The 22,886-nt window shown below is 71.4% G+C and carries 19 protein-coding genes, 2 pseudogenes and 1 riboswitch; of the genes and pseudogenes, 12 read left to right on the top strand and 9 right to left on the bottom strand.

What is annotated here, in order from left to right; genetic code table 11:
- Positions 1-45: 45 nt before the first annotated feature.
- Together ABZZ79_RS30020 and ABZZ79_RS30015 are read left to right on the top strand one after the other, a co-directional pair.
- Entirely contained in the window at positions 46-954 is a 909-nt protein-coding gene (locus ABZZ79_RS30020; protein ID WP_356694013.1) for an alpha/beta fold hydrolase, read from the top strand.
- Between the two features lie 311 nt (positions 955-1,265).
- Positions 1,266-2,825 carry a M23 family metallopeptidase gene (locus ABZZ79_RS30015; protein WP_356694011.1) on the top strand — a complete coding sequence of 520 codons (1,560 nt, stop codon included), beginning with the start codon at positions 1,266-1,268 and terminating at the stop codon, positions 2,823-2,825.
- 85 nt (positions 2,826-2,910) lie between these two features.
- Here ABZZ79_RS30015 and pcrA read toward each other — a convergent pair whose 3' ends face one another.
- Positions 2,911-5,391, bottom strand: a complete 2,481-nt coding sequence (pcrA, locus tag ABZZ79_RS30010) for a DNA helicase PcrA (RefSeq protein ID WP_356694009.1) — start codon at positions 5,389-5,391, stop codon at positions 2,911-2,913.
- Positions 5,392-5,621: 230 nt separating this feature from the next.
- Positions 5,622-5,780: riboswitch (cyclic di-AMP (ydaO/yuaA leader) on the top strand.
- A 7-nt stretch (positions 5,781-5,787) separates the two neighbouring features.
- Between pcrA and ABZZ79_RS30005 the strand changes: the two genes are divergently transcribed.
- Positions 5,788-6,966 carry an NlpC/P60 family protein gene (locus ABZZ79_RS30005; RefSeq protein WP_356694007.1) on the top strand — a complete coding sequence of 393 codons (1,179 nt, stop codon included), beginning with the start codon at positions 5,788-5,790 and terminating at the stop codon, positions 6,964-6,966.
- A gap of 265 nt (positions 6,967-7,231) precedes the next feature.
- A complete protein-coding gene (locus ABZZ79_RS30000; protein WP_356694005.1) occupies positions 7,232-8,248 on the top strand; it encodes a tellurite resistance/C4-dicarboxylate transporter family protein in 1,017 nt (338 codons plus the stop codon).
- Here ABZZ79_RS30000 and ABZZ79_RS29995 read toward each other — a convergent pair.
- Positions 8,226-8,579 carry a hypothetical protein gene (locus ABZZ79_RS29995; protein WP_356694003.1) on the bottom strand — a complete coding sequence of 118 codons (354 nt, stop codon included), beginning with the start codon at positions 8,577-8,579 and terminating at the stop codon, positions 8,226-8,228. The two genes, ABZZ79_RS30000 and ABZZ79_RS29995, sit on opposite strands and share 23 nt — an antisense overlap.
- Positions 8,580-9,038: 459 nt before the next feature.
- Here ABZZ79_RS29995 and ABZZ79_RS29990 point away from each other — a divergent pair, with 459 nt between their 5' ends.
- Complete coding sequence (locus ABZZ79_RS29990; protein ID WP_356694001.1) at positions 9,039-10,118, top strand: NlpC/P60 family protein; 1,080 nt, start codon at positions 9,039-9,041, stop codon at positions 10,116-10,118.
- A 1,268-nt stretch (positions 10,119-11,386) separates the two neighbouring features.
- Here ABZZ79_RS29990 and ABZZ79_RS29985 read toward each other — a convergent pair.
- Complete coding sequence (locus ABZZ79_RS29985) at positions 11,387-11,635, bottom strand: DUF397 domain-containing protein (protein WP_356693999.1); 249 nt, start codon at positions 11,633-11,635, stop codon at positions 11,387-11,389.
- Positions 11,632-12,450, bottom strand: coding sequence for a helix-turn-helix transcriptional regulator (locus tag ABZZ79_RS29980; protein WP_356693997.1), 819 nt, complete (start codon positions 12,448-12,450; stop codon positions 11,632-11,634). Before ABZZ79_RS29980 ends, ABZZ79_RS29985 begins: the two co-directional genes overlap by 4 nt.
- A gap of 131 nt (positions 12,451-12,581) precedes the next feature.
- Here ABZZ79_RS29980 and ABZZ79_RS29975 point away from each other — a divergent pair, with 131 nt between their 5' ends.
- Entirely contained in the window at positions 12,582-13,037 is a 456-nt protein-coding gene (locus tag ABZZ79_RS29975) for an ATP-binding protein (RefSeq protein WP_356693995.1), read from the top strand.
- Here the strand turns inward: ABZZ79_RS29975 and ABZZ79_RS29970 are convergent.
- Positions 13,015-13,749, bottom strand: a complete 735-nt coding sequence (locus tag ABZZ79_RS29970) for a response regulator transcription factor (RefSeq protein WP_356693993.1) — start codon at positions 13,747-13,749, stop codon at positions 13,015-13,017. The two genes, ABZZ79_RS29975 and ABZZ79_RS29970, sit on opposite strands and share 23 nt — an antisense overlap.
- On the bottom strand, positions 13,746-15,038 hold the full coding sequence (locus ABZZ79_RS29965) for a PspC domain-containing protein (protein ID WP_356693991.1): 1,293 nt from the start codon (positions 15,036-15,038) through the stop codon (positions 13,746-13,748). The genes ABZZ79_RS29970 and ABZZ79_RS29965 overlap by 4 nt, the downstream gene beginning before the upstream one ends.
- Positions 15,039-15,218: 180 nt before the next feature.
- On the opposite strand from ABZZ79_RS29965, the gene ABZZ79_RS29960 reads away from it, so the two are divergent.
- Together ABZZ79_RS29960 and ABZZ79_RS29955 are read left to right on the top strand one after the other, a co-directional pair.
- On the top strand, positions 15,219-16,808 hold the full coding sequence (locus tag ABZZ79_RS29960) for a PspC domain-containing protein (RefSeq protein WP_356693989.1): 1,590 nt from the start codon (positions 15,219-15,221) through the stop codon (positions 16,806-16,808).
- Positions 16,795-17,025 carry a hypothetical protein gene (locus ABZZ79_RS29955; protein WP_356693987.1) on the top strand — a complete coding sequence of 77 codons (231 nt, stop codon included), beginning with the start codon at positions 16,795-16,797 and terminating at the stop codon, positions 17,023-17,025. Before ABZZ79_RS29960 ends, ABZZ79_RS29955 begins: the two co-directional genes overlap by 14 nt.
- Before the next feature lie 181 nt (positions 17,026-17,206).
- On the opposite strand, the gene ABZZ79_RS29950 is transcribed toward ABZZ79_RS29955, so the two are convergent.
- Positions 17,207-17,722 (bottom strand): DoxX family protein, encoded by a 516-nt coding sequence (locus ABZZ79_RS29950; protein ID WP_356693985.1) that lies wholly within the window; start codon positions 17,720-17,722, stop codon positions 17,207-17,209.
- 183 nt (positions 17,723-17,905) lie between these two features.
- Here ABZZ79_RS29950 and ABZZ79_RS29945 point away from each other — a divergent pair.
- A pseudogene (locus ABZZ79_RS29945) lies at positions 17,906-18,121 on the top strand (DUF4429 domain-containing protein); the annotation flags it as partial.
- Positions 18,122-18,161: 40 nt separating this feature from the next.
- On the opposite strand, the pseudogene ABZZ79_RS29940 reads toward ABZZ79_RS29945, so the two are convergent.
- A pseudogene (locus ABZZ79_RS29940) lies at positions 18,162-18,464 on the bottom strand (class II aldolase/adducin family protein); the annotation flags it as partial.
- Between the two features lie 176 nt (positions 18,465-18,640).
- On the opposite strand from ABZZ79_RS29940, the gene ABZZ79_RS29935 reads away from it, so the two are divergent.
- Positions 18,641-19,114: a pyridoxamine 5'-phosphate oxidase family protein gene (locus ABZZ79_RS29935; RefSeq protein ID WP_356693983.1), complete on the top strand. Its 474-nt coding sequence runs from the start codon at positions 18,641-18,643 to the stop codon at positions 19,112-19,114.
- Positions 19,115-19,117: 3 nt separating this feature from the next.
- On the opposite strand, the gene guaA is transcribed toward ABZZ79_RS29935, so the two are convergent.
- Complete coding sequence (gene guaA / locus ABZZ79_RS29930; protein ID WP_356693981.1) at positions 19,118-20,698, bottom strand: glutamine-hydrolyzing GMP synthase; 1,581 nt, start codon at positions 20,696-20,698, stop codon at positions 19,118-19,120.
- Positions 20,699-21,146: 448 nt separating this feature from the next.
- Between guaA and ABZZ79_RS29925 the strand changes: the two genes are divergently transcribed.
- Together ABZZ79_RS29925 and ABZZ79_RS29920 are read left to right on the top strand one after the other, a co-directional pair.
- Positions 21,147-21,428 carry a chorismate mutase gene (locus ABZZ79_RS29925; RefSeq protein ID WP_356694097.1) on the top strand — a complete coding sequence of 94 codons (282 nt, stop codon included), beginning with the start codon at positions 21,147-21,149 and terminating at the stop codon, positions 21,426-21,428.
- A 401-nt stretch (positions 21,429-21,829) separates the two neighbouring features.
- Entirely contained in the window at positions 21,830-22,813 is a 984-nt protein-coding gene (locus tag ABZZ79_RS29920) for an LAETG motif-containing sortase-dependent surface protein (RefSeq protein ID WP_356693979.1), read from the top strand.
- Positions 22,814-22,886 lie beyond the last annotated feature (73 nt).

Here is a 22,886-nt window from a genome sequence, read left to right as displayed (position 1 = left end):
TACGGGGGACAGAGCCGTTCTTCGTGCGCCGAGGGGAGGTCGGTCATGAAGGTCCTGGACCTGTTGCGCCTTCAGTCGCTGTACAGGCATCTTCTGCCCGGCAGACTCACCGGTCTGTCCGTGGCCCTGCTGAAGGCGACCGCCCTGGAACTGGCGATCCTCGGCGGCCATCTGCTCCTCTACCCCTCCGGAATCACCGCGGAGCGCCGCCCCGAGCCCACGTCCGGCCCGTCCGGCGGCGAGAGCTCCGGCGACCCGCCCCGGCTGCCCACGCGGGAGCGGACGCCGGTCGTGCTGCTGCACGGCTTCATGGACAACCGCTCGGTGTTCCTGCTGCTGCGCCGTTCCCTGGCCCAGCACGGCCACCCGCGGATCGAGTCGCTCAACTACTCTCCGCTCACCTGCGACATCCGCGCGGCCGCGGAGCTGCTCGGCCGGCACATCGAGGAGATCTGCGAGCGCACCGGCAGCGGGCGGGTCGACATCGTCGGGCACAGCCTGGGCGGACTGATCGCGCGTTATTACGCGCAGCGACTGGGCGGCGATCTGCGGGTGCGCACCCTGGTCACGCTGGGCACCCCGCACTCCGGCACCCGGGTCGCGCCGCTGGCGGACGCGCATCCGATCGTGCGCCAGATGCGCCCGGGTTCACAGGTCATAGAGGAGCTGTCCCGGCCGGCCCCGGGCTGCCGTACGCGGTTCGTCAGCTTCTGGAGCGACCTCGACCATGTGATGGACCCGCTGGAGGCCGCCCGCATCGACCACCCCGACCTGCTGGCGCACAACGTGCAGGTGACCGGGATCGGCCACCTCGCACTGCCGGTGCACCCGGCCGTGGCCGAGGGGATACGGCGGGCCCTGGAGAGCGCGGACGCCCCGGCCTCGACGGCCTCGACGGCCGCGACGGCCGCGACGGCCGCGACGGCCGGCGCCGGCGGACTGACCGTGGCCTGACGACGGCCTGAACACCGATCGGCAACCACTGGTTCACTCGGGCAACTTGACCTGTCGACTGAACGGACACCCACCCTCCGGAGACCGCTCGAAGCCCCCGGAGGGCCCTCGCAGAGGTACTCGACGAGGGCCAGAAGTCGAACGGTTATCGAACACAAGGCCAAAGTCGTGCCCACAGTCCACCGAAAGGCGGCCGAATGCCCGTTTCCTGCGCACGCGAAACCTGAGGAAGATTGTCGTGCCCGCATACCGCCGGGTACAGTCGCCGCACTGCTCTGGCAGCCCCTGTTGTCGAGGCGAAAGAGAAGTTGGTGAACGACCGTCACCCGTCGGGGACCATGACCACCCCGGCCTCGGCTTCCGACGCCGACTCGTCGCACTATGCGTCGTACGGCACCCAGGAAGCCCCGTACGGCGACTTCACCACATACGGCGCCTACGACGCGAACGGTTTCGCGGCCGGTGGCCACGCCACCGGGACCTACGCCGCGGACCCCCTCTTCGGCACCATGCCCGGCCACGACACCGGCGCCCACGACAGCACCCACTGGTCCACCGGCAGCCACCAGAGCCCGCACTACGACGCGTACGCGGCCCAGCACCACGCCACGTACGACACGGGCGCCTACGACGCCACGGCCTGGGCCACCGGCGACCAGCAGCTGCCTCTCGTGCCGCCGCAGGCCACCGGCGCCGACACCAGCGGACAGTGGGACGCGAGCGCCTGGCTCCAGCCCGACCAGTCCGCCGTCCCCGCCGACCAGACCCAGCAGTGGCACTGGGGCACCCACGGCTCCGACACCGGCGCCTACGACGCCACGCAGTGGAACTCCGACGGCACGGCCGCCGCCGAGTACGAGCTGCCCTTCGACCAGCAGGCCACCGCCACCTTCGAGCAGGTCGCCCACGACGAACAGACCTCGTACGAGGAGCACACCGCGCACGACGGGCACGCCGGGTACGACGACCAGGCCGGGTACGAGCCGCACGAACAGGCCGCGTACGACGGTGAGACCGGGTACGACCACGGCGACCCGGGCGACACCGGGGAACTGCCCGCCGTGAGCCTCCTGGACGACCAGGAGGAGGCCACGCCCCTGCCCGCGCCACGCGCGGCCACCCGCGGCGCGGCCCGCTCCCGACGCCGTACGCCCGCCAAGCGCTCCGCGCTGCTGACGATCGCCGTTCCCTCGGCGTGCGTGATGGGCGTCGCCGGGATCGCCGCGGCCTCGGTGGGCAACCTGACCGGCGGCGACAGCAATGACGCCACGACGACCGCCGCGGACGCGGCGCCGGTCAAGCCGTCCACCGCCAACAACAAGCTGGACACCCAGCTGGAGAGCCTCAGCGCCGAGGCCGACGACTTCGCCGACCGCGCCAGCCGCACCCAGGAGCGCATCGACCTCAAGGCGCAGCAGGACCTGGAGAAGAAGCGCGCGGCGGAGGAGGCGGCCCGCAAGGAGCGGCTGCGTCCCAAGTTCGCGCTGCCGGTCGCCCAGCACGGACTCAGCGCCTACTACGGCCAGTCCGGTGTCAACTGGATGTCCGTGCACACCGGTATCGACTTCCCCGTCTCGTACGGCACTCCGGTGATGGCCGCGACGGACGGCACCGTGCGGACGCAGTGGAACAGCGCCTACGGCAACATGGTGATCGTGACGGCGATGGACGGCACGGAGACCTGGTACTGCCACCTCTCCAGCTACCAGGTCTCCTTCGGCTCCACCGTGAAGGCCGGCGACACGATCGCCTACTCCGGCAACTCGGGCAACTCCACCGGCCCGCACCTGCACTTCGAGGTGCGTCCCGGCGGCGGTTCGTCGATCGACCCGCTGTCCTGGCTGCGCAGCCACGGCCTGGAGCCGTCGTAACACCTGCTTCCCCGCACGAAAAGCACGCGGACCACGAAGAGGCCCCGCCGGACGACGCACGGCGGGGCCTCTTCGTGGTCTTCCGTCAGAGCTTCTCCACCGGGGCGTACCGCAGCAGCAGCCGCTTCGGCTTGGCGTCGCCGAAGTCGACCGTCGCCTCGGCGTTGGAGCCGGTGCCCTTGACTGCCATCACCGTGCCGAGCCCGAACTGGTCGTGGGTGACGCGGTCGCCGACCGCGAGCCCGACGACCGGCTGCTCCGAGGTGCGGCGGGTGGCGAAGCCCGAGGCACCCGCCGCCGAGGAGCGCGAGCGGGAGGAGGACAGCGAAGCGGCGATCCCGGAGACCGGGCCTGAGGAGACGCGCGCGGTCGCCCCCGTGCGCTTCCACTGCAGATGCGTGGGCGGGATCTCCTCCAGGAAGCGGGAGGGCGGGTTGTACGACGGCTGCCCCCACGCGCTGCGCAACGTCGAGCGCGTGAGATACAGCCGCTCACGCGCGCGCGTGATGCCGACGTAGGCGAGGCGGCGTTCCTCCTCCAGCTCCTTCGTCTGGCCGAGGGCCCGCATGTGCGGGAAGACGCCGTCCTCCATGCCGGTCAGGAAGACGACGGGGAACTCCAGGCCCTTGGCGGTGTGCAGGGTCATCAGGGTGATGACGCCGGAGCCTTCCTCGTCCTCGTCGGGGATCTGGTCGGAGTCGGCGACCAGCGCGACACGCTCCAGGAAGTCCGACAGCCCGCCCGGGGTTTCCTCCGACTCCTGCTCGAACTCCAGTGCCACGGCGGCGAGTTCCTGGAGGTTCTCGATGCGGGTCTCGTCCTGCGGGTCGGTGGAGGCCTGCAACTCGGCCAGATACCCGGTGCGTTCGAGGACGGCCTCCAGGACGGTGGCCGGTCCCGCGCCGGACTCCACGATCGTCCGGAGTTCCTCCATCAGCGTGTTGAACCGCTTGACCGCGTTGGTCGACCGGGCGGCCATGCCGTACGCCTCGTCGACTCGCTTGAGCGCCTGCGGGAAGCTGATCCTCTCCCGCTGGGACAGGGCGTCGATCATCGCCTCGGCGCGCTCGCCGATGCCTCGCTTGGGCACGTTGAGGATGCGCCGCAGCGGGACGGAGTCCTCCGGGTTGGCCAGCACCCGCAGATAGGCCAGGACGTCCCGGACCTCCTTGCGCTCGTAGAAGCGGACACCGCCGACGACCTTGTAGGGCAGGCCGACCCGGATGAAGACCTCTTCGAAGACACGGGACTGGGCGTTGGTGCGGTAGAAGACCGCCATGTCCCCGGCCTTGGCCTCGCCCGCGTCCGTGAGGCGGTCTATCTCGTCGGCGACGAACTGCGCCTCGTCGTGCTCGGTGTCGGCGACATAGCCGGTGATCTGCGCGCCCGCGCCCGCGTTGGTCCACAGGTTCTTGGGGCGGCGGGACTCGTTGCGCTCGATGACCGCGTTGGCCGCGGAGAGGATCGTCTGGGTGGAGCGGTAGTTCTGCTCCAGCAGGATCGTCGTCGCGTCCGGGTAGTCCTCCTCGAACTGGAGGATGTTGCGGATGGTCGCGCCGCGGAAGGCGTAGATCGACTGGTCGGCGTCACCCACGACGCAGAGCTCGGCGGGCGGCACGTCGTACTCGCTGGGCGGTACGTCGACCGGGTGCTCCCTGGTGCCCACCAGCTCGCGCACCAGTGCGTACTGGGCGTGGTTGGTGTCCTGGTACTCGTCGACCAGGACGTGCCGGAAGCGGCGGTGGTAGTGCTCGGCGACGTCCGGGAAGGCGCGCAGCAGATTGACCGTCGTCATGATCAGGTCGTCGAAGTCGAGGGCGTTCGCCTCGCGCAGCCGTGACTGGTACATCGCGTAGGCCTGGGCGAGGGTCTTCTCGAAGCCGTCGGCGGCCTGGGCGGCGAAGTCCTCCTCGTCGATCAGCTCGTTCTTCAGGTTGCTGATCTTGGCGCTGAAGGACTTCGGCGGGAAGCGCTTGGGGTCGAGGTCCAGGTCGCGGCAGACCAGGGCCATCAGTCGCTTGGAGTCGGCGGCGTCGTAGATCGAGAAGGACGACGTGAAGCCGAGCTTCTTGGACTCGCGGCGCAGGATGCGCACGCACGCGCTGTGGAAGGTCATCACCCACATCGCGCCCGCCCGCGGGCCGACGAGCTGCTCGACGCGCTCCTTCATCTCGCCCGCGGCCTTGTTGGTGAAGGTGATCGCGAGGACCTGGCCCGGGTGCACGTCCCGCTCGGCGAGCAGATGGGCGATGCGGTGGGTGAGCACACGGGTCTTGCCGGAGCCGGCACCGGCCACGATGAGCAGCGGGGAGCCGGAGTGGACGACCGCGGCCCGCTGGTTGTCGTTCAGCCCGTCCAGCAGTGCCGCCGCGTCGATCACCGGCCGCGGGGCGCCGTCGCGGTAGTACTCGTCCCGGTCCGGGGGCACGTCGAACTTCCCGCCGAACAGATCCTCCGGAACGGGCTCCGGAGCATGCTCGTCCTCGGGCGGCGGCGGGTGCTCCTCCTCGTGCCCGCGAGGGGCCTGGAGGTTCGCCAGGAAGCTGTCGTCAAAGAGGCTGCTCATCGCTCTCCGAGTCTAGGCGGCCCCACTGACAACCGGTTGCCGTCCCGGGAACTCCCCGGCCGCCACCCTACGTGACCTCGCTGACACCGCCAGCGCCGATACCGGACCGCCCAGGTCGAGGTCACAAAAATGTATCGGGCATATCACCCACCAACCTTCACACGCACCACACGAGTTGGCTACGGTTCCGGGCAGGCCGTACGACCCCCTCCGGCGAACGACGCCGGGCCGTACCGCCTCCGCCGAGTCCGGTACGCCCGGAGCCGGGGACCCAACGATCCCGGGGTGAATCGGCCCACTCCCGCACGGGAGCGAGCCGTAGGGCAACCCTTCCGAACCACCCGCCCGAACCCGACAGCTAACTCGGTAGGCGGCCGATGGAAGGAGTCGCCTCTCTTGGCGTCGCACCGCAAGCCGCGTCCCGCCGGGACGCGTGTCGCAGGCATACGGACCCCCGCCCTGGCCACGGCGGCCCTCACCTCCGTGGCCCTGCTGTCCCAGACGGCCAACGCCGCCCCCTCGGACGACGACCGGCCGAGCCTGGAGGAAGTCGAGAAGAAGGTCGACGATCTCTACCGTCAGGCGGAGTCGGCGACCGAGAAGTACAACTCCGCCAAGGAGCGGACCACCAAGCAGCGCAAGCGCGTCGACACCCTCCTGGACGACGTGGCCGAGCGCACCCAGAAGCTCAACGAGGCGCGCGAGGAACTCGGTTCCTTCGCCGCCGCCCAGTACCGCACCGGCGCCGCCGCGCCCGACACGGCGACCTTCCTGCTCGCCGACACCCCGCAGGACTACTTCGACCAGAGCCAGCTGATGGACCGTCTGACCGGCCGTCAGAAGGATGCGGTCGACGACTACGTCACCCAGCAGTCCGCGACCATGGAGAAGCGCCGTGAGGCCACCGAGAGCCTCGCGACGCTGACCGACTCGCAGACCGAGCTGAAGACGGCCAAGGCCACCGTCCAGAAGAAGCTCTCCGACGCGCGCGAGCTGCTGTCGCAGCTGACCGCCGAGGAGAAGGCCCGGCTCGCGGCCATCGAGGAGAAGCAGCGCGAGGAGGCCGCCCGCAAGGCCGCCGAGCTCGCCGCGCAGCAGGCCGAGGAGCAGCGCGAGCGGGAGGCCGCCGAGGCCGCGGCCCAGCAGGAGGCGGAGCCGAGCCCGTCGCCCTCCACTTCCGAGACGCCGTCCACGCCCGCGCCGGACTCCTCGTACTCCTCGAAGGCCGACAAGGCGCTCGCCTTCGCCCGCACCCAGATCGGCAAGCCGTACGTGTGGGGCGCGACCGGGCCCGACTCCTACGACTGCTCCGGCCTCACCCAGGCCGCCTGGAAGGCCGCCGGCGTCGACCTCCCGCGCACCACCTGGGACCAGGTCGGCGCGGGCACCACGGTCTCCCTGGCCGACGCCCAGCCCGGCGACCTCGTCTTCTTCTACGACGACATCAGCCACGTCGGCCTCTACATCGGCAACGGCATGATGATCCACGCCCCGAAGCCGGGTGCCTACGTCCGCGAGGAGTCGATCTACTACGACGGCGAGTCCTCGATCCACAGCGTGGTGCGGCCGGCCTGACGAACGAGCGCGGCACGCGCGCGTGAGGGCCGAACGGTTCGCCACGCGCGCGTGCAGGGCATCGTTTCCGCCCTCACGCGCGCGTGAGGGCGTCGTTTCCTTTCGGCACGCGCGCGTGAAGGGCCGTGCGCCCGGCACGCGCGCGTGGGCGGAGGCGGGCCCGGGCGCGGCCGGTGTGGGCTGTTCGGCGGGACCGCTTGGATTCGTCCGCGCCTGCGCGCGTGGCCCGCGTGCGCGGCGCGGGCTGGTTCCTAGCATCGGGCGCATGCCCGGTACCACCACTTCCCTGCGCGCCTGGTGGGCGCGGCGTCCGCCCGCGGCCGGGGCCGCCGTGATGGCGACCGGCATCCTGTCGGTCGGACTGCATCTGTCCGGCTACGAGGCGCTGTCGCGGATCCTGCTCGTCCTGGCCTGCCTCGCCTGGCTGGGACTGGCGGCCGACTTCGTCGTACGGCTGCTGCGGGAGCGGCAGCGGTGGCTCGACGAGGCGGGGTCCCCGGCGGCGCTCACGGCGGTGGCCGCGACGACCGTGCTGGGTACCCGCTTCTCCACGCTGGGCTGGCAGTCCCTGGCCTACGCGCTGCTGGCGCTGGCCGCGCTGCTGTGGCCGCTGCTGCTGGTGGACGTGGTCGGGCACTGGAAGCAGCGGATGCCGGGAGCGGTGTTCCTGGGCTGCGTGGCCACGCAGGGGCTCGCCGTGCTGGGGGCGACCCTGGCGGGGGCGGAGGCGGTGGGCTGGCTCGCGCGCGCCGCCATGGTGCTGTTCTGGTGCGGCCTGGTCGGGTACGGCTTCGCGCTGGCCCGCTTCGATCTGCGCCAGGTGACCGAGGGAGCCGGAGACCACTGGATCGCGGGCGGCGCACTGGCCGTCTCCGCGCTGGCCGGGTCGAAGCTGATCGCCGCCGACAGCGCGCGGCTCTACCTGTGGAACGAGGACGACTTCGACGTCCTGCGCTCGGTCACCCTCACCCTGCTCGTGCTCGACGTCGCCTGCTACGCGGTCCTGCTCGCCGCCGAGGTGGGGTGGCCGCGGCCGGGCTACGACGTCAGACGCTGGTGCACCGTCTTCCCGATGGGCATGACGGCGGCGGCGATGCTGTCCGTGTCCGCCGCCGTCGACATCCCGTGGCTCAAGGGCCCGGGGCAGGTGCTGCTGTGGATCGCCATGGCCGTCTGGCTGGCGGTGGCCGTCCTGGCCGTCGCGGCGGCGCGGGCCGAGCTGCGCGGCGACCGGGCCCCGCGGCACGCTTCGGAAGGGGTCAGGTCCAGAGCACGGCGATGAAGACGTTCACCGTGGTCAGCAGGCCGACCAGCCCGAACAGGCGCTTGTCCACCGTCTCCTCGTCCCGCTTCACATAGACGAGGCCCAGGATCACGATCAGCAGGGCCAGCTTCACGCCCACCTTGATGTTGTTCACCGGCTGGTCGTCGGCCTGGTTGAGGCCGACCAGGATCACACCGGTGACCAGCATCGTCAGGGCGCCGTGCAGCATCGCCGGGACGAAGCGCGCGGTGCCCCGGCCCATCGCTTTCATCTGGGTGAGGAAGCCGCCCAGGAGCGAGGCGATGCCGATGATGTGCAGGCCCACGAAGAGATGGATGAGTACGTCCATGAGGCCGGAGCCTAACCAGGGCCCGCCCGCCCTCTCACACCGGCCTGCCCGCCCCTGCATATATGCGTTCCATAGCACCCGGCCTCGCCCACGGGCCCCGGAACACCGACTTCGGTCATCGCAGTCCGTGAAGTCGAGCGCCCCGGTCCCAGTCCCCGGTCATATGCGGTCACCTACCGGTCCGCTCCCGGCACTTCCGCACATCGCGTTACCGAGTCGTCACTCTCGGGTCTAACGTCCTGCTCCAGGTGACCGGCTCCCCACCGCCGCCCGGGCCAGGGGCGGCAGCCGGACGCCACCGCCGAGAAGGTCCGGCGGCACTCGCTCCCCCTGTGCGGGCGCCGCCGGACCCGCGGGACGTCACCCGGCGCCCCGCACGCCGCTCCCCCTGGCGGCCGTACGGTCCCCGCGCCCCGCGGGGACATCCCGGCGGGCACAGGAAAGGACGTGCAGGTCCACGTGGCAGCGCACCGAAAGTCCAGACAGCGCTTCGTCGGCGGCAACACCCTCCGTACCGCGGCCACCCTCGCCCTCGCCGGGGCCGCCGGCGCGACCGCCTTCGAGGGCGTCGGACAGGCCGCCCCGGAACTGACCCCGGCACAGGTCAAGGCCAGGGTGGACAAGCTGTATCAGGAGGCCGAGGTGGCCACCGAGAAGTACAACGGCGCAAAGGAGAAGGCCGACACCGCCGAGCAGCGGCTCAAGGAGCTGCGCGACGAGGCGGCCCGTGAGGAGGACCGCCTCAACGCGGCCCGGGACGCCCTGGGTTCGATCGCCGCGGCCCAGTACCGCCAGGGCGGCCTCGATCCCGCCCTGCGCCTCGCCCTGTCCGACGACCCCGACACCTTCCTCGACCACGCCGCCTTCGCCGAACGCGCAGGCGACCGCCAGTCCGCCGCCGTGCACCGCGTCCGCGAACAGCTCCGCGAGATCGAGCAGCTGCGCGGCGCCGCACGGATCCAGCTGACCTCGCTGAAGTCGCGCCAGGCAGAGCTGAAACGGCACCGCACGACAGTCACCGGCAAGCTGGAAACGGCCCGCAGGCTGCTGTCCCAGCTCACCGCCGAGGAGCGCGGCCGCCTCAGCGCGACCGGCACCGCCACCGACCCGGCCCGCGCCTCGCGCGACGCGACGACCGCCCGCGACCCCTTGTGGGCACCCGGCTCGGCCGCCGCGCCCGCCGCCCCCACCTCACGCGCCTCGGCCGCCGTCTCCTACGCGTACAGCAAGCTCGGCAGCCCCTACGTCTGGGGCGCCACCGGCCCCAACGCCTTCGACTGCTCCGGCCTCGTCCTGGCCGCCTACCGCTCCGCGGGCATCGAACTGCCCCGCACGACCTACGCCCAGATCGGCGCCGGCCGCCGCGTCTCCCGCTCCGAACTCCAGCCCGGCGACCTGGTGTTCTTCTACTCCGCCGTCAGCCATGTCGGCATCTACGTCGGCAACGGCCAGATGATCCACGCCCCCAACCCCTCCGCCCCGGTCCGGGTGGCCCCGATCGACGAGATGCCCTTCGCGGGAGCGACCCGGGTGGCGTGAGCGGGGGCCGTGCCTCCAGGGCGCCGCGCCCTCGGTGGCCGTACGGCCGGTGACTGTAAGGCCGGTGACCGCACGGCCGGTGACTGTACGGCCGGTGACTGTACGGCAGCCCCGGCACAGGCCTCCGACGAAGGCTGCCGGGCGTCCTGGCACACCGCACTCGGTGCACTCGGGCATGAGACGGCGTGCGGGTGTGGCTGTGGGTGCCGTGCACGGCCCGCCGTCGGACGCCTCCTCCGGCGAAACGGCGGGGTCGGGTACGGGCGCAGGTACGGGCGCAGGTTCGGGCGGCAGCTTGTCCCGCAGCCGCCGGGCCACGAACGCACGCGGCATGTGGACGCTGTCGGGCAGACCGCCGGTCAGGGCCCGGATCAGGTAGACGGTGCTCGCACCACGCTCCAGCCAGGGGACGACCAGGTCCGTCAGAGCCTCGCAGTCGGCGGCGGACAGGGCGAGCCGGGGTTCATGGCTGCCGAGCCGGGCGAGGACGCGGTAGGCGGTGGTGGCGTGGCACTCGGCCACCGCGGGCGGGTCCGGCGCGTCGGCGGATGGGGTGGTGTGCGCGGGCGTCGGGTTGACGGGCGCATCGGATGGCCTCTCGGGAACCTCACCGGCTCCCAGGCAGGCCGCCCACCAGGTGTCGTCCCGAGCGGTGCGGGACCAGTAGGTCCGGAAGACCCATCGGGTGCCGCTCTCACTGGTGGTGGCCAGGCCCCGGGCGCGGTGCAGGTGACCGGCCCGCGACAGGGCGTTGAGGGCGCTGCGGACCGCCTGCTGGCCGTACAGCGGCAGGACCTTGGCGAGGCTCTTGATGTCCATGGCGGCGCCGTCGGGCAGCCGGTCGACGAACGCGGCGATGTACGCCTCGCGGGCGGGGAGGTGCGAGAAGTCCGCGGCGGCGCGGGAGGCGGTGCCGGGCTGGACCGGGACGGTTCGTTTTCCGTAGCCCGGGTTGGCCGTGGGGTGTGCGGAGGCGGGGAGGGCGGCGCTAGAGTTTTCGCAAGCCACGAGATCGCTCTTTCGATCTTGGGGTGAGACCCCGGCGGGTGTTGGTAGCACCCGACCGGGGTTGTTTGTTGCTGCGAACGCTAGAGGGTGTGGACAGTGCGTCGCAAGCTGGTCACGAAAAGTCACGAAGCCTGGTACAGGCGCCAGTTGAGCGCTGAACGAGGAGCGCCCGTGGCGCACGGGAGGGTGGGTGGTGGGTTAAGACCAACCACCCATTCCTCGCAAACAGCGCTCGGATCTCGACCCTTGACGCTCGAAGCTCAAGCGCCGGTACGGGCGTGGGCGACGAACGCGGTCCAGGCCGCCCCGGCGACAGCGAACCGGGGGCTCCGGGCCCCGAGCTTCGAGTCCCGGACGTGGACGGTGCCGGGACAGGGGGCGACTTCGAGGCACGCGCCGCCCTGGTCATCGCTGTAGCTGGACTTCCTCCAGTCGAGGGCGACTTCGAGGCAGTTGCCGCCCTGGTCATCGCTGTAGCTGGACTTGAACCACACCAGGCTGTCGCTCATAGCTCCTCCGCCACTCCTCCGATGAACTCGGCTGACTCCTCAATACTGAGGGCATGCATGCGGATCATGGCATGCCTTTGGTTCAGTGCACTCACCTTGTCCGGACTGGCGTGCAACACGCTCACCTCCGGCCCTTCAACGTAGGCGAAGGTGTCATGCTCCGGTGATTCCAGCAGAACAATGGGTCCAGCGAGGGCAACACCGTTGCAGCGGCCGACAGGTAGCGCTTGAACCGACACGTTGCGCATCTGGCCCACTTCGAGGAGATGCATGAGCTGCGCCCTCATGACGTCCCTGCCACCGAGATCTGTCCGCAACGCGGCTTCATAGATCAGGAAGCTGTAAAGCACGCCGATCCGTCGACTCAGCGCTTCTTGACGGCGCAGCCTCGCAGCCACGCGCTCGGCAACCGTCTCATCGTCCAGGGGAGGACAACTGCCCCCGATCAGCGCCCGCGCATAATCCTCCGTCTGCAACAAGCCCGGAATGAGCAGCGGCTCATAGCACGTGAAGCCGATCGCTTCGGCCTCGATGGCCATGAACTCCTGCGACCGCGCCGGAAACGGCTCCGGCTTCAGATACTCCTGAGCCGCAACGAGCTTCCCACCCGCCCCGCACACCTGGTCCGCGACCTGCAACAACCGCAGTGTCGGGCGACGCCGCCCGTTCTCCATCGACTTGACGTACTCGTAGTCGTAGCCGGCCTCCTTGGCCAGCGCCTCCCGCCCGACACCGGCATCCGTGCGCCACATCTTGATCTGGCTGCCGCAGTACCGCCAGGCGATCGGCGGCTGGGAGTTCACCTCGGTCGACACGCACACCTCCGCCGGGACCACGCCGGGTACAACCACCCGCTGTACCCGAGCCGTTACTCGTGAGACTACGCGCGACCCGGGACGGTGATCTGGCCGAATTCGAGAACTTCGACGCAAGGAATGAACCGCGCATGCAGACCCCGTGGCCCCAGCCCCCCACGACGGCCGCCCCGAAGGACATCGAGTGGCGACTGCCGCGTCACGCCCGAAGCGCGGGCAGGGCACGCGCGCTGTTCCGCGAACAGGCGGCCTCCTGGGAGCTGCCGCAGGAGGTGACGGACACGGCGGAACTACTCCTGAGCGAGCTGATGACGAACGCGTACCGCCACGCGAAGGTCCCGCCCGGCCGGGAGATCTGGGCACGCTGCGTGGTCTCGGAGGACCGGGTCCGCGTCACGGTGACGGACGCCGGCGACACGCTGCCGACACCCGCCACCGCGTCCCCGGACGACGAGTCGGGCAGGGGACTCGCGCTGGTGGCGGCGTTGGCCGACGACTGGGGCTCGGACAGGAGAAAGTACGGCGTCGGCAAGGAGGTGTGGTTCGAACTCCTCTGCCCGACGGTCAGACCAACCTCCGCGCCGTAGCCCAGCGCGTCAGCTCATGCCGGTTGGACAGCTGCAACTTCCGCAGGACCGCCGAGACATGGGACTCGACCGTCTTCACAGAGATGAACAGCTGCTTGGCGATCTCCTTGTACGCGTACCCCCGCGCGATCAGCCGCAGCACCTCGCGCTCGCGCTGGGTGAGCCGGTCGAGGTCCTCGTCGACCGGCGGAGCGTCGGTCGAGGCGAAGGCGTCGAGCACGAACCCGGCCAGCCGGGGCGAGAAGACGGCGTCGCCCTCCTGGACCCGGAAGACGGAGGCGATCAGGTCGGACCCGGTGATCGTCTTGGTCACATAGCCGCGGGCGCCGCCGCGGATCACGCCGATCACATCCTCGGCGGCGTCCGACACGGACAGCGCCAGGAAACGCACCGGCTGCTCGGCGTCCGCCATCAAAGGTGCACATCTGCGCAGCACCTCGACACCGCCGCCGCCCGGCAGGTGCACGTCCAGCAGGACCACCTCGGGCCGGGTCGCCGTGATGACGGTGACCGCCTGGTCGACGTCCGCCGCCTCGCCGACCACCTCGACACCGGTCTGCGCGGTCTGGCCGATCTCGGCCTGCACGCCGGTGCGGAACATCCGGTGGTCGTCGACGAGGACCACGCGCACCCGACGCCCACCGGACGCCTCCGCGCTCTCGGCCGTCTCCGCGGCTCCCGCGCCGCCGTTCGTCTCGGTCGGGTCGCTCATGACGTCTTCTCCGCCCTCTCCATCTCCAGCTCGACCTCCGTGCCGCCGCCGGGCACCGCGCGCAGCCGCGCCGTGCCGCCGTTGCGCTCCATGCGGCCGATGATCGATTCTCTAACGCCCATGCGGTCGGCCGGTATCGAGTCCAGGTCGAAACCGGGGCCGCGGTCCCGGACGGACACGAACACCGATCTGTCCTCGACCTCGGCGTAGACCTGTACGGCACCGCCCTCGCCACCGTACTTGGCGGCGTTCACCATCGCCTCGCGCGCGGCCTGCATCTGTGCCCCCAGTCTGTCGTCCAGCGGACAGTCGCCCACGACGACCACCTCTATCGGGACGCCGTGCTTGTCCTCGACCTCCGCGGCGTTGCGCCGCACCGCGTCGGCGACCGCCGTCGGCTCGTCGGCCTCGTCCTTGCCGGTGCCCTCCGGCTTGTAGAGCCAGGTGCGCAGGTCGCGCTCCTGGGCACGGGCGAGACGGCGCACCTCGCCCGCGTTCTCCGCGTTGCGCTGGATCAGGGTCAGGGTGTGCAGCACCGAGTCGTGGACATGGGCCGCGACCTCCGCTCTCTCCTGGGCCCGGATGCGCATCAGGCGTTCCTCGGACAGGTCCTGCGTCATGCGCACCAGATAGGGCCCGGCGAGGAGCGTTATCCCGACGAGGACCGCGAGTGCGGCCTGGAGGACCGAGCCGAGGTGGGACGCGGAGCCCTGGAGGACGAAGACCCCGGAGACACCGGCCGTGACCAGCAGGACACCGGCCCCCGCGCGCAGCACGTTGAGCGTGCGGCGGCGCCGGCCGACCTCGACCCAGCGGGCCCGCCGGGCGTTGTCCGCCTGGCGCCAGACGAGGGCGACGCCCGCGCCGACCAGCACGGTCGGCCAGAGATACGCCTTGGCGCCGTTGCCCAGATTCACATTGCCCACGAAGACCATGGCCACGACGACCATGAGGAGCAGGGCGACGATCTGACCCTTGTCCGGCTTGCGCGCGACCAGTCTGCGGCGGCCGTCGGGCGCGGTCTCCGCGGTGACCAGGGAGGGCGGCCGCTGCGCGTCGACCCCGCCGACGCCCAGTGGCACGAAGAACCAGAAGGCCGCGTACAGCAGCGCGCCGAGGCCGTCCGCCATGAACAGGCCGACGAAGACGAGCCGCACCCAGATCACGGGCAGCCCGAGATGCCCGGCGAGCCCCCGCGCCACACCACCCAGCCAGCGTCCGTCGCTGCTGCGGTAGAGCTTGCGCGGCGGCCGCGGTTCGGCGAGGGGTGCTGCTGCGGCTTCCGGCATGTCATCGATGGTCACACGGCCGGACGTGGCGGGGCATCAGGGTTGTCCCCCGAGACGCCCCTGATCTTCGACCGGCGTGTCCCTCGAACGCCTCCCGCCCGCCGTCTCAGGGGCGATATCAGGGTCCGGCCAGGGTCGTACCGACTGCCGCCGCGCCGACCGGGCCGTCACCATGGACTCATGACAGATCACCAGCACGCCGCGGACGCCGGCGCCGACACGGGCGGCGCATCCGGCCCGCCCGCGGCCTCGGCGGGCGGGGAACCGCCCTCGGGCACCGGCGTGGGCGCGCACGCGGACCCGCGCGCACACGCGGGCGCGGGCGGGCACGCGGGCGCGCACGGGCGGGCGGGCGCGCGGAAGAAGAAGGGGACGCAGCCGGCCGACGCCGGGCCCCCGGGCTCCGTCGGCTCCGCCTCCGCTGGTGAACCCGCCGACGCAGTCCCGTCCGGCGACCCGGGCGCGGCCGAGGCGGCCGGGGCCGACGGCGGGCCCGAGCCGAAGCGCCGGCTGCGTCGCGAGCGGGAGCACAAGATGATCGCGGGGGTGTGCTCGGGTCTGGGCCGGCAGTGCGACATGGACCCGGTGATCTTCCGCATCACGCTCGCCGTGCTGGCCGCGACCGGCGGCATCGGCCTGATCTTCTACGGCTTCGCCTGGCTCTTCCTCCCGGACGAGGACGAGGACGAGAACGAGGTGCGCAAGCTGCTGACCGGCCGGGTCGACGGCCAGGCCCTCGCCGCGGTGCTGTTCGCGCTGGTCGGCTGCGGATGCTTCCTGACGATGATGAACAACGGCGGGGTGCTCACCTTCGCCGTCATCCTCTCGCTCCTCCTCGCGGGCGCCGGATACTGGTCGCAGCGGCGCGGGGCCCCCGACCCCGACCCGCTCGCCGCCCAGGCCGTCGCGGACGCCCCGCCGGAGGCCCAGGCACCGCCGGTGCCCGCCTCCTACCCGTCCTGGTGGCGCGAGCCCATCGTCAAGGACGGCAAGCACGTCGGCGGCACCGGATATCTGTGGGGGCCGCGCGACTCCCGCGACCGGGACATCGCGGCCGCCGTCACCATCGGCCGCGGCGCCTACGAGCACGGCGCCCAGGCCCCGCGCACCGCTCGCCCCGAACGGCGAAGGCCCCGCGGCCAGCGCTGGATCGGTGGCTGGGTCTGTCTGCTCGCCCTGCTCGCGGGCGCCCTGACCATTCGGCTGACCTGGGAGGAACACCCGCTGGGGACCAGCGTGCAGGCAGGACTGGCCTGCACGCTGATCGTCCTCGGCGTGGGTATATCGGTGAGCGCGTTTCTGGGGCGTACGGGCGCCGGGTCGGTGTTCCTCGCTGTCCTCACGGCCGGGCTGCTGGCCGCGGCGGCGGCCCTGCCCAAGGACATCGGCACCCAGTGGACCCGCACGACGTGGCGCCCGGCCGCAGTGGCGGACGTACGGCCGCAGTACGAGCTCGGCACCGGGGTCGGCACGCTGGACCTGTCGCGGCTCGACCTCCCCCGGGGCCAGCGGGTCAGCACCAGCGCCGAGGTCGGCCTGGGCCGGCTGCTGATCGTCGTCCCGCCGGACGTGACCGTGAAGGCGAACATCGAGGTGGGCATCGGTGACATCCAGCTGCCCGGCGAGGACAAACAGGACGTGGACGTGGCCGCGGGCAGGACGAAGGAGACGACCCTGGCCCCGGCCAAGGGCACCGAGGCCGCAGGCGTCCTCGAACTCGACCTTCAGGTCGGTATGGGACAAGCGGAGGTGAGCCGTGCTGCGTCATGAGTTCCGGCCGGGAAAGCTGGTGGCCGGTCTGTCCGTCGCCGCCGCGGGAGTTCTCTACGCGGGTGACGCGGGCGGCGCCTGGAAGACGCCGTGGTTCGTGGTGATACCGATCATCGTGGGCGGCCTGTGTCTGGCCGGCGTGGCCGGACTGGTGGGCCGCGGCATGCGCCGTCGCCGCGGGGGCGACCCCTCCGCGGCCGGCCCGACCACCCCCTGACGGTGCCGTCGCCGGGCTAGTGCCCCGGCAGGCAGCGTTTGCCCGTCAAGGAGCGGCGTCCGGCGCGTGCTCTCGGTGTGCCGGGTGCAGGCCCTCGTACTGGATGTACTTGGGTCTGTGCCCGGTGCGGCGAGAGGGCGTGCCGGGCGTCGCGACGGGGCGAACGTTGCCTGTCGGGGCACTAGTCGTGCCGTCGTCGGGCGTGCAGGACCGCGTCCAGCGAGAGGTAGGGCGCACCCGCGAGGACCAGGGGGATCCAGGCCATCAGATAGGCGAGGTCGTTGCCGTAGTAGTACGGGTCGGAGGCCCAGCTCACCGTGAGCCACAGGCTCAGGGAGATCAGGGCACCGCCCAGTGCGGCGAGACGGGCGAACAGGCCGAACAGGGTGCCCAGGCCGACGGCGAGTTCCCCGAAGGCGATGGCGTAGCCGAAGCCGACGGGGCTCTCCAGGGCCAGGTCGACCATCGCCGGGATGGCGGCGGAGTCCCGGACGCTCCGCATCATCTCGCCGATGGAACCGGCGCCGGAATCCTGCATGAAGGCGCTGTCGGTGAGTTTGTCCAGGCCGGCGTAGATGAAGGTGACGCCGAGGAAGACGCGCAGCGGAAGGAGCGCGTACTGCGAGGCGGTGTCGCGCCAGCCGCGGGCGCCGCCGGGATAGGGCGTGTGCGTATTGGGATGGAAACCGTGAGTCATCGCTGCCAGCCACCTCTCGCCCACGTGACGTGACCCCTCGATCGACCATACGTAGGAAAGGCGGGTGGCGCTCAGTACCTGGACACCGGAATGTCTTGGGCGTGTCCTCGCGGGGCCGGAGGGACGGGAGGGAGGAGAGGGAGGGGAACCGGGACGTGATGACCCGGCTGGGAGAATCTCCCCATGGCCGAGATCATCCAGCGGGACGGGACCTGGGCCTTCGACGGCGGCACCGTCCGCATCACCCCGGGACTGCACCGCTCGGTGTCACTGTTCCGGCAGACGTACGGGGAGGTCGCCGTACCGCTGGAGGCCGTGTCGGGCGTGGTGTACGAGCCCGAGCCCGACCGCAGGCGGGGGCGGCTGCGGCTGCGGCTGCGGGAGGGCGCCGACCCCTTGGCGGCCTGCGCCCTGCGACGCCCAGCCCGCTGGGTGGCCCCTAGCTCAGCAGCTCCGGTTCGGTTCGGCTGATGTCCCGCCACAGGGGCTGGTAGTTGATCCAGGCCACCAGGTCGCCGCCGAGCTGTTCGCGGGTGGCGACGGCCATGCGGTGGTCGATGAGGACGGGGCGCCCGGCCGCGCGGGCGGTGAGCTGGACCTGGGCGGAGCGCTCCATGGAGATGAACCACCAGGCGGCGGCGTCGATCGAGTCGCCGACGGTGAGGAGCCCGTGGTTGCGCAGGACGAGGGCCTTGTGGGAACCCAGGGCGGCGGCGATGCGGCGGCCCTGCTCGGCGTCGACGCCGCATAGGGCGTGACGCCTGCCGCGTAGGGCGTGACGCCTGCCGCACGGCGTGCGCCTCACGTCCTGCGGCCCGCAGCGCACACCCCGCCTCGTTGCGTCCCGGCCCGGCCCACGGCGTATGACCACCCGGATACCCGACAGCGCATGTCGGGTATCCGCGCCACACTCGCCGTATGGCAGCGAACTGGCACACCTTCACCACCGCCGAACCCGATCTCGCCCGGACGGTCGAGCAGCGTTTCGGCGCCTTCACGCACCATGTCCTCGCCACCCTCCGCAAGGACGGCACGCCCCGCACCACCGGCCTGGAGGTTCACTTTCTGCACGGTGAGCTGTGGCTGGACATGATGCCGGACTCACTGAAGGCGCTCGACCTGCGCCGGGACCCACGTTTCGCGCTCCAGGCGAACCCGGGCGAGGGGACGGGGATGGGCGGCGGCGACGTACGCATTGGCGGGCTGGCCTTCGAGGTGGACGATCCGGCGGCGAAGGCCGCACACGCGAAAGAGGTGGAACCGCCGGGGCCGTTCCACCTCTTTCGCACCGAGCTGACGGAGGTCGTGCGGACCTACGTCGAGGACGACAAGTACCTCGTCCTCCAGATCTGGAAGCCTGGTGAGCCTGTGCGCACGATCAAGCGCACATGACGCCTACTCCCACTCGATGGTGCCCGGGGGCTTGCTCGTCACGTCGACGACGACCCGGTTGACGTCGCGCACCTCGTTGGTGATCCGCGTGGAGATCCGCGCCAGCACGTCGTACGGCAGGCGCGACCAGTCGGCGGTCATGGCGTCCTCGCTGGACACCGGGCGCAGGACGATCGGGTGGCCGTAGGTGCGGCCGTCGCCCTGGACGCCGACGCTGCGGACGTCCGCCAGCAGGACCACCGGGCACTGCCAGATCTCGCGGTCGAGACCGGCGGCCGTGAGCTCCTCGCGGGCGATGGCGTCGGCGTCGCGCAGGAGGTCCAGGCGGTCCTTGGTGACCTCGCCGACGATACGGATGCCCAGGCCGGGGCCGGGGAACGGCTGCCGCTGGACGATCTCCTCCGGCAGGCCGAGCTCCTGGCCGACCATGCGGACCTCGTCCTTGAACAGCTTGCGCAGCGGCTCGATGAGCTGGAACTCGAGGTCCTCGGGCAGGCCGCCGACGTTGTGGTGCGACTTGATGTTCGCCGTGCCGGTGCCGCCGCCGGACTCGACGACATCCGGGTACAGGGTGCCCTGCACGAGGAACTCCACCGCCGGGCCCTCGTCCGCGATGATCTCGGCCTGCGCCTGCTCGAAGACGCGGATGAACTCGCGGCCGATGATCTTCCGCTTCTCCTCCGGGTCGGAGACACCGGCGAGAGCCGCCAGGAACCGCTCCTCCGCGTCGACGACCTTCAGGTGCACGCCGGTGGCCGCGACGAAGTCCTTCTCGACCTGCTCGGTCTCGCCCTTGCGCATCAGACCGTGGTCGACGTAGACGCAGGTCAGCTGGGAGCCGATGGCCCGCTGCACGAGGGCGGCGGCGACGGCGGAGTCCACGCCGCCGGACAGACCGCAGATCGCGCGCCTGTCGCCGACCAGCTCGCGGATCGCGGCGACCTGCTCCTCGATGACGTTGCCGGTGGTCCACGTCGGCTTCAGGCCCGCGCCCCGGTACAGGAAGTGCTCCAGGACCTGCTGGCCGTGCGTGGAGTGCATGACCTCCGGGTGGTACTGGACGCCGTAGAGCTTCTTGTCGTCGTTCTCGAAGGCGGCGACCGGGACGACGTCCGTGGAGGCCGTGACGGTGAAGCCCTCGGGGGCGGCGGAGCAGGCGTCGCCGTGCGACATCCACACGTGCTGCTCGGCGGGCGTGCCCTCGAACAGCGTGGAGGACGACTTCGAGACGTGCAGGTCGGTACGGCCGTACTCGCGGGCGCCGGTGTTGTCGACGGTGCCGCCCAGGCTCTGGGCCATGAGCTGGAAGCCGTAGCACATGCCGAAGACGGGGACGCCGGCCTCGAAGAGCGCGCGGTCGAGACGAGGGGCGCCCTGCTCGTACACGGACGAGGGGCCGCCGGAGAGGATGATGGCCGCCGGGTTCTTGGCGAGCATCTCCTGGACCGGCATGGTGCTCGGCACGATCTCGCTGTAGACCCGGGCCTCGCGGACTCGACGGGCGATGAGCTGGGCGTACTGCGCACCGAAGTCGACGACCAGGACGGTGTCGGGGGCGGCGGCAGCGGGAGTCGCTGTTGACACGGGGTGCCTTCTGGTGGTCGGGCGGGGGCTGTGTGGCTGATTCTACCGACGCGCGGGCGGGACTGGTCCGGCCGCCGGTGTGCGCACCCCTGGAGGCCCTCCGCCACCCCCCGCCACTCCCCGCCGCCGCCCGTCTCAGCATCCGAACCGCCTTGGTCCGTCCCCCGCCACGCGGCATACTGAGCCCCATGCTCACGCAGACGACCTTCCTGTTTACCTATGGCAACCGGCCCGCCGGGTGCCATGGTCGTGCTGCTTGAGCTGACGCCGAGCGACTTCCCAGGCGCCCCGGGCCGACAAGGCCCGGGGCGTCTGACGTTTTCCGGGTCCTGTCGCTCCGGGGCGGCCCTTCCGACACAAGGAGCCCCCCGTGACCACCACCGCCCCCGACAAGACCGCCCCCTCCGCGATCACCCCCGCCGCCACCGGGAAGACCGTCACCCCCGCGATCACCCCCGCCGAGAGGACCGGCGCCCGCACCCCCGAGGCCGCCGATGTGATCAGCGGCGCCAGGGAGCGCATCGACGCGCTGGACGACCGGATCATCGGACTGATCCAGGAACGCATGGCCGTATCGTCCGTCATCCAGGAGGCCCGGATCACCTCCGGCGGGCGCCGGGTGAACCTCTCCCGCGAGATGGAGGTCCTCGGCCACTACAGCGAGGCCCTGGGCAGGCCCGGCACCACCCTCGCCATGAAGCTCCTCGAACTGTGCCGGGGCCGGATCTGAGTTCGACCCCCGACTCACCCGTACGGCGCGTGACGGCACGCGAACGGCTTCGTTGCTCTGGTTGTCCGCGTCAGCCAGGGGCGGGCCCGAAGAACCACGCGTGGCTCGCTGGGGCGATGAGACGTGCGGAACGTGCCGTGCGTCGTGGGACCTCGCTCCAGGGTCGTGACCGGACGGCAGGGGACAGCAGCCCGGTCACCCAAGAGAACGGCCGGCTCCGGGGACGCCCGGGGCCGGCCGGCGGGAACCGTCCCCCTCTCCCGCCGCCACCCTCCCCCGCCCCTCAGCCCCCAATAAGTGACCCGGATCACATAAAAACTGTGTGATCGCGGGACAACCGTTCAGCGGCCTCACCGATCCAACTGGGCAAACCACAGCTCACCCGTGATCCAGAGGTCCGCATGAAGCTCAGCCGTGCCGTGGCGGCGGCCGCCGCCACGGCGGTCGTGACGCCGCTCGCCCTGCTGTCCGCCTCTGTCGCCTTCGCGGACCCGGCCGACCCGGCGAACGTCACCGCCTCGGTCACACCGGCCGACAGCGGGACGCCGACCGGGACAGGCACGCCCACCGGCACCGCGACGGCCACCAGCACTCCGACCGGCACCAGCACACCGACCGGCACGGCCACGGCCACGTCCTCTCCCTCGGCCACCGAGAGCTCGTCCCAGAAGCCCGAGCCGAGCCCGGAGCCGTCCGAGCCGGACATCCCCTTCTGCGAGGACGTCGACGCCGGCCACGACGCCAAGATCTCCGCGGACATCAAGGGCCTGCCCGGCAAGATCGTCGCGGGCGACGGCCACCACACCTTCCGGCTGGTCGTCACCAACGACTCCGACGCCCCGATCGAGGACGTCCACCTCTACGCCGAGGTCGAGAACTACGAGCTGGAGGAGTCGGAGTTCCTCAGCCCGTACGTCGAGCTGGAGTTCAAGGACGGCGACGGCTGGACCCGGATCGGCGACGGCGACTGGGCGGGCGACGAGTTCCTCGACACCACGCTCGCGGCGCACGCCTCCCGGTCGGTCGAGCTGCGCCTGAACGTCGACGCCGGGGCGCGGGCCGGTGACGCCTACTCCTTCGGCTCCGGCGCCTACCTCGACCGGGTGGGCGAGCGGGACTGCATCGCCGAGGGCTGGGCCCAGTACGACTTCCAGGTCCTGAGGGCCGGCTCCGCCAACCCGGACCCGGGTACGGCCACGCCCAGCGACTCGGACAGCAAGGGGCAGGGCGGCGCCGGTTCCCCGGCGACCGGCAGCGGCAACCTCGCGCACACCGGCTCCAGCTCCGCGCTGCCGGTCATCGCCCTCGTCGGCGGTGTCGCCGTCGTGGCGGGTGCGGGCGCGGTGTTCGCCGTACGGCGGCGCAAGGACGGTACCGACACCTGACGTGGCGTGCGCCGCCCGGTGATCCGGGCGCCGCGCGTCGTACGGACAGCCACAGGGACCTGCGCTCGGAGGG

Origin of the sequence: Streptomyces sp. NPDC006458 (genome assembly GCF_040612135.1) — a bacterium.
Classification (GTDB): Bacteria; Actinomycetota; Actinomycetes; order Streptomycetales; family Streptomycetaceae; genus Streptomyces.
The sequence above is the reverse complement of the archived record's forward strand: the minus strand, read 5'-3'. Positions and strand labels throughout refer to the sequence as shown.

What these genes read in the sequence shown, in the direction of transcription:
- ABZZ79_RS30020 (WP_356694013.1), top strand. Translation starts at nt 46, where the DNA reads ATGAAGGTCCTGGACCTGTTGCGCCTTCAGTCGCTGTACAGGCATCTT.
- pcrA (WP_356694009.1), bottom strand. Translation starts at nt 5,391, where the DNA reads ATGAGCAGCCTCTTTGACGACAGCTTCCTGGCGAACCTCCAGGCCCCT.
- ABZZ79_RS30000 (WP_356694005.1), top strand. Translation starts at nt 7,232, where the DNA reads ATGCCCGGTACCACCACTTCCCTGCGCGCCTGGTGGGCGCGGCGTCCG.
- ABZZ79_RS29995 (WP_356694003.1), bottom strand. Translation starts at nt 8,579, where the DNA reads ATGGACGTACTCATCCATCTCTTCGTGGGCCTGCACATCATCGGCATC.
- ABZZ79_RS29985 (WP_356693999.1), bottom strand. Translation starts at nt 11,635, where the DNA reads ATGAGCGACAGCCTGGTGTGGTTCAAGTCCAGCTACAGCGATGACCAG.
- ABZZ79_RS29975 (WP_356693995.1), top strand. Translation starts at nt 12,582, where the DNA reads ATGCAGACCCCGTGGCCCCAGCCCCCCACGACGGCCGCCCCGAAGGAC.
- ABZZ79_RS29970 (WP_356693993.1), bottom strand. Translation starts at nt 13,749, where the DNA reads ATGAGCGACCCGACCGAGACGAACGGCGGCGCGGGAGCCGCGGAGACG.
- ABZZ79_RS29965 (WP_356693991.1), bottom strand. Translation starts at nt 15,038, where the DNA reads ATGCCGGAAGCCGCAGCAGCACCCCTCGCCGAACCGCGGCCGCCGCGC.
- ABZZ79_RS29960 (WP_356693989.1), top strand. Translation starts at nt 15,219, where the DNA reads ATGACAGATCACCAGCACGCCGCGGACGCCGGCGCCGACACGGGCGGC.
- ABZZ79_RS29950 (WP_356693985.1), bottom strand. Translation starts at nt 17,722, where the DNA reads ATGACTCACGGTTTCCATCCCAATACGCACACGCCCTATCCCGGCGGC.
- ABZZ79_RS29935 (WP_356693983.1), top strand. Translation starts at nt 18,641, where the DNA reads ATGGCAGCGAACTGGCACACCTTCACCACCGCCGAACCCGATCTCGCC.
- ABZZ79_RS29920 (WP_356693979.1), top strand. Translation starts at nt 21,830, where the DNA reads ATGAAGCTCAGCCGTGCCGTGGCGGCGGCCGCCGCCACGGCGGTCGTG.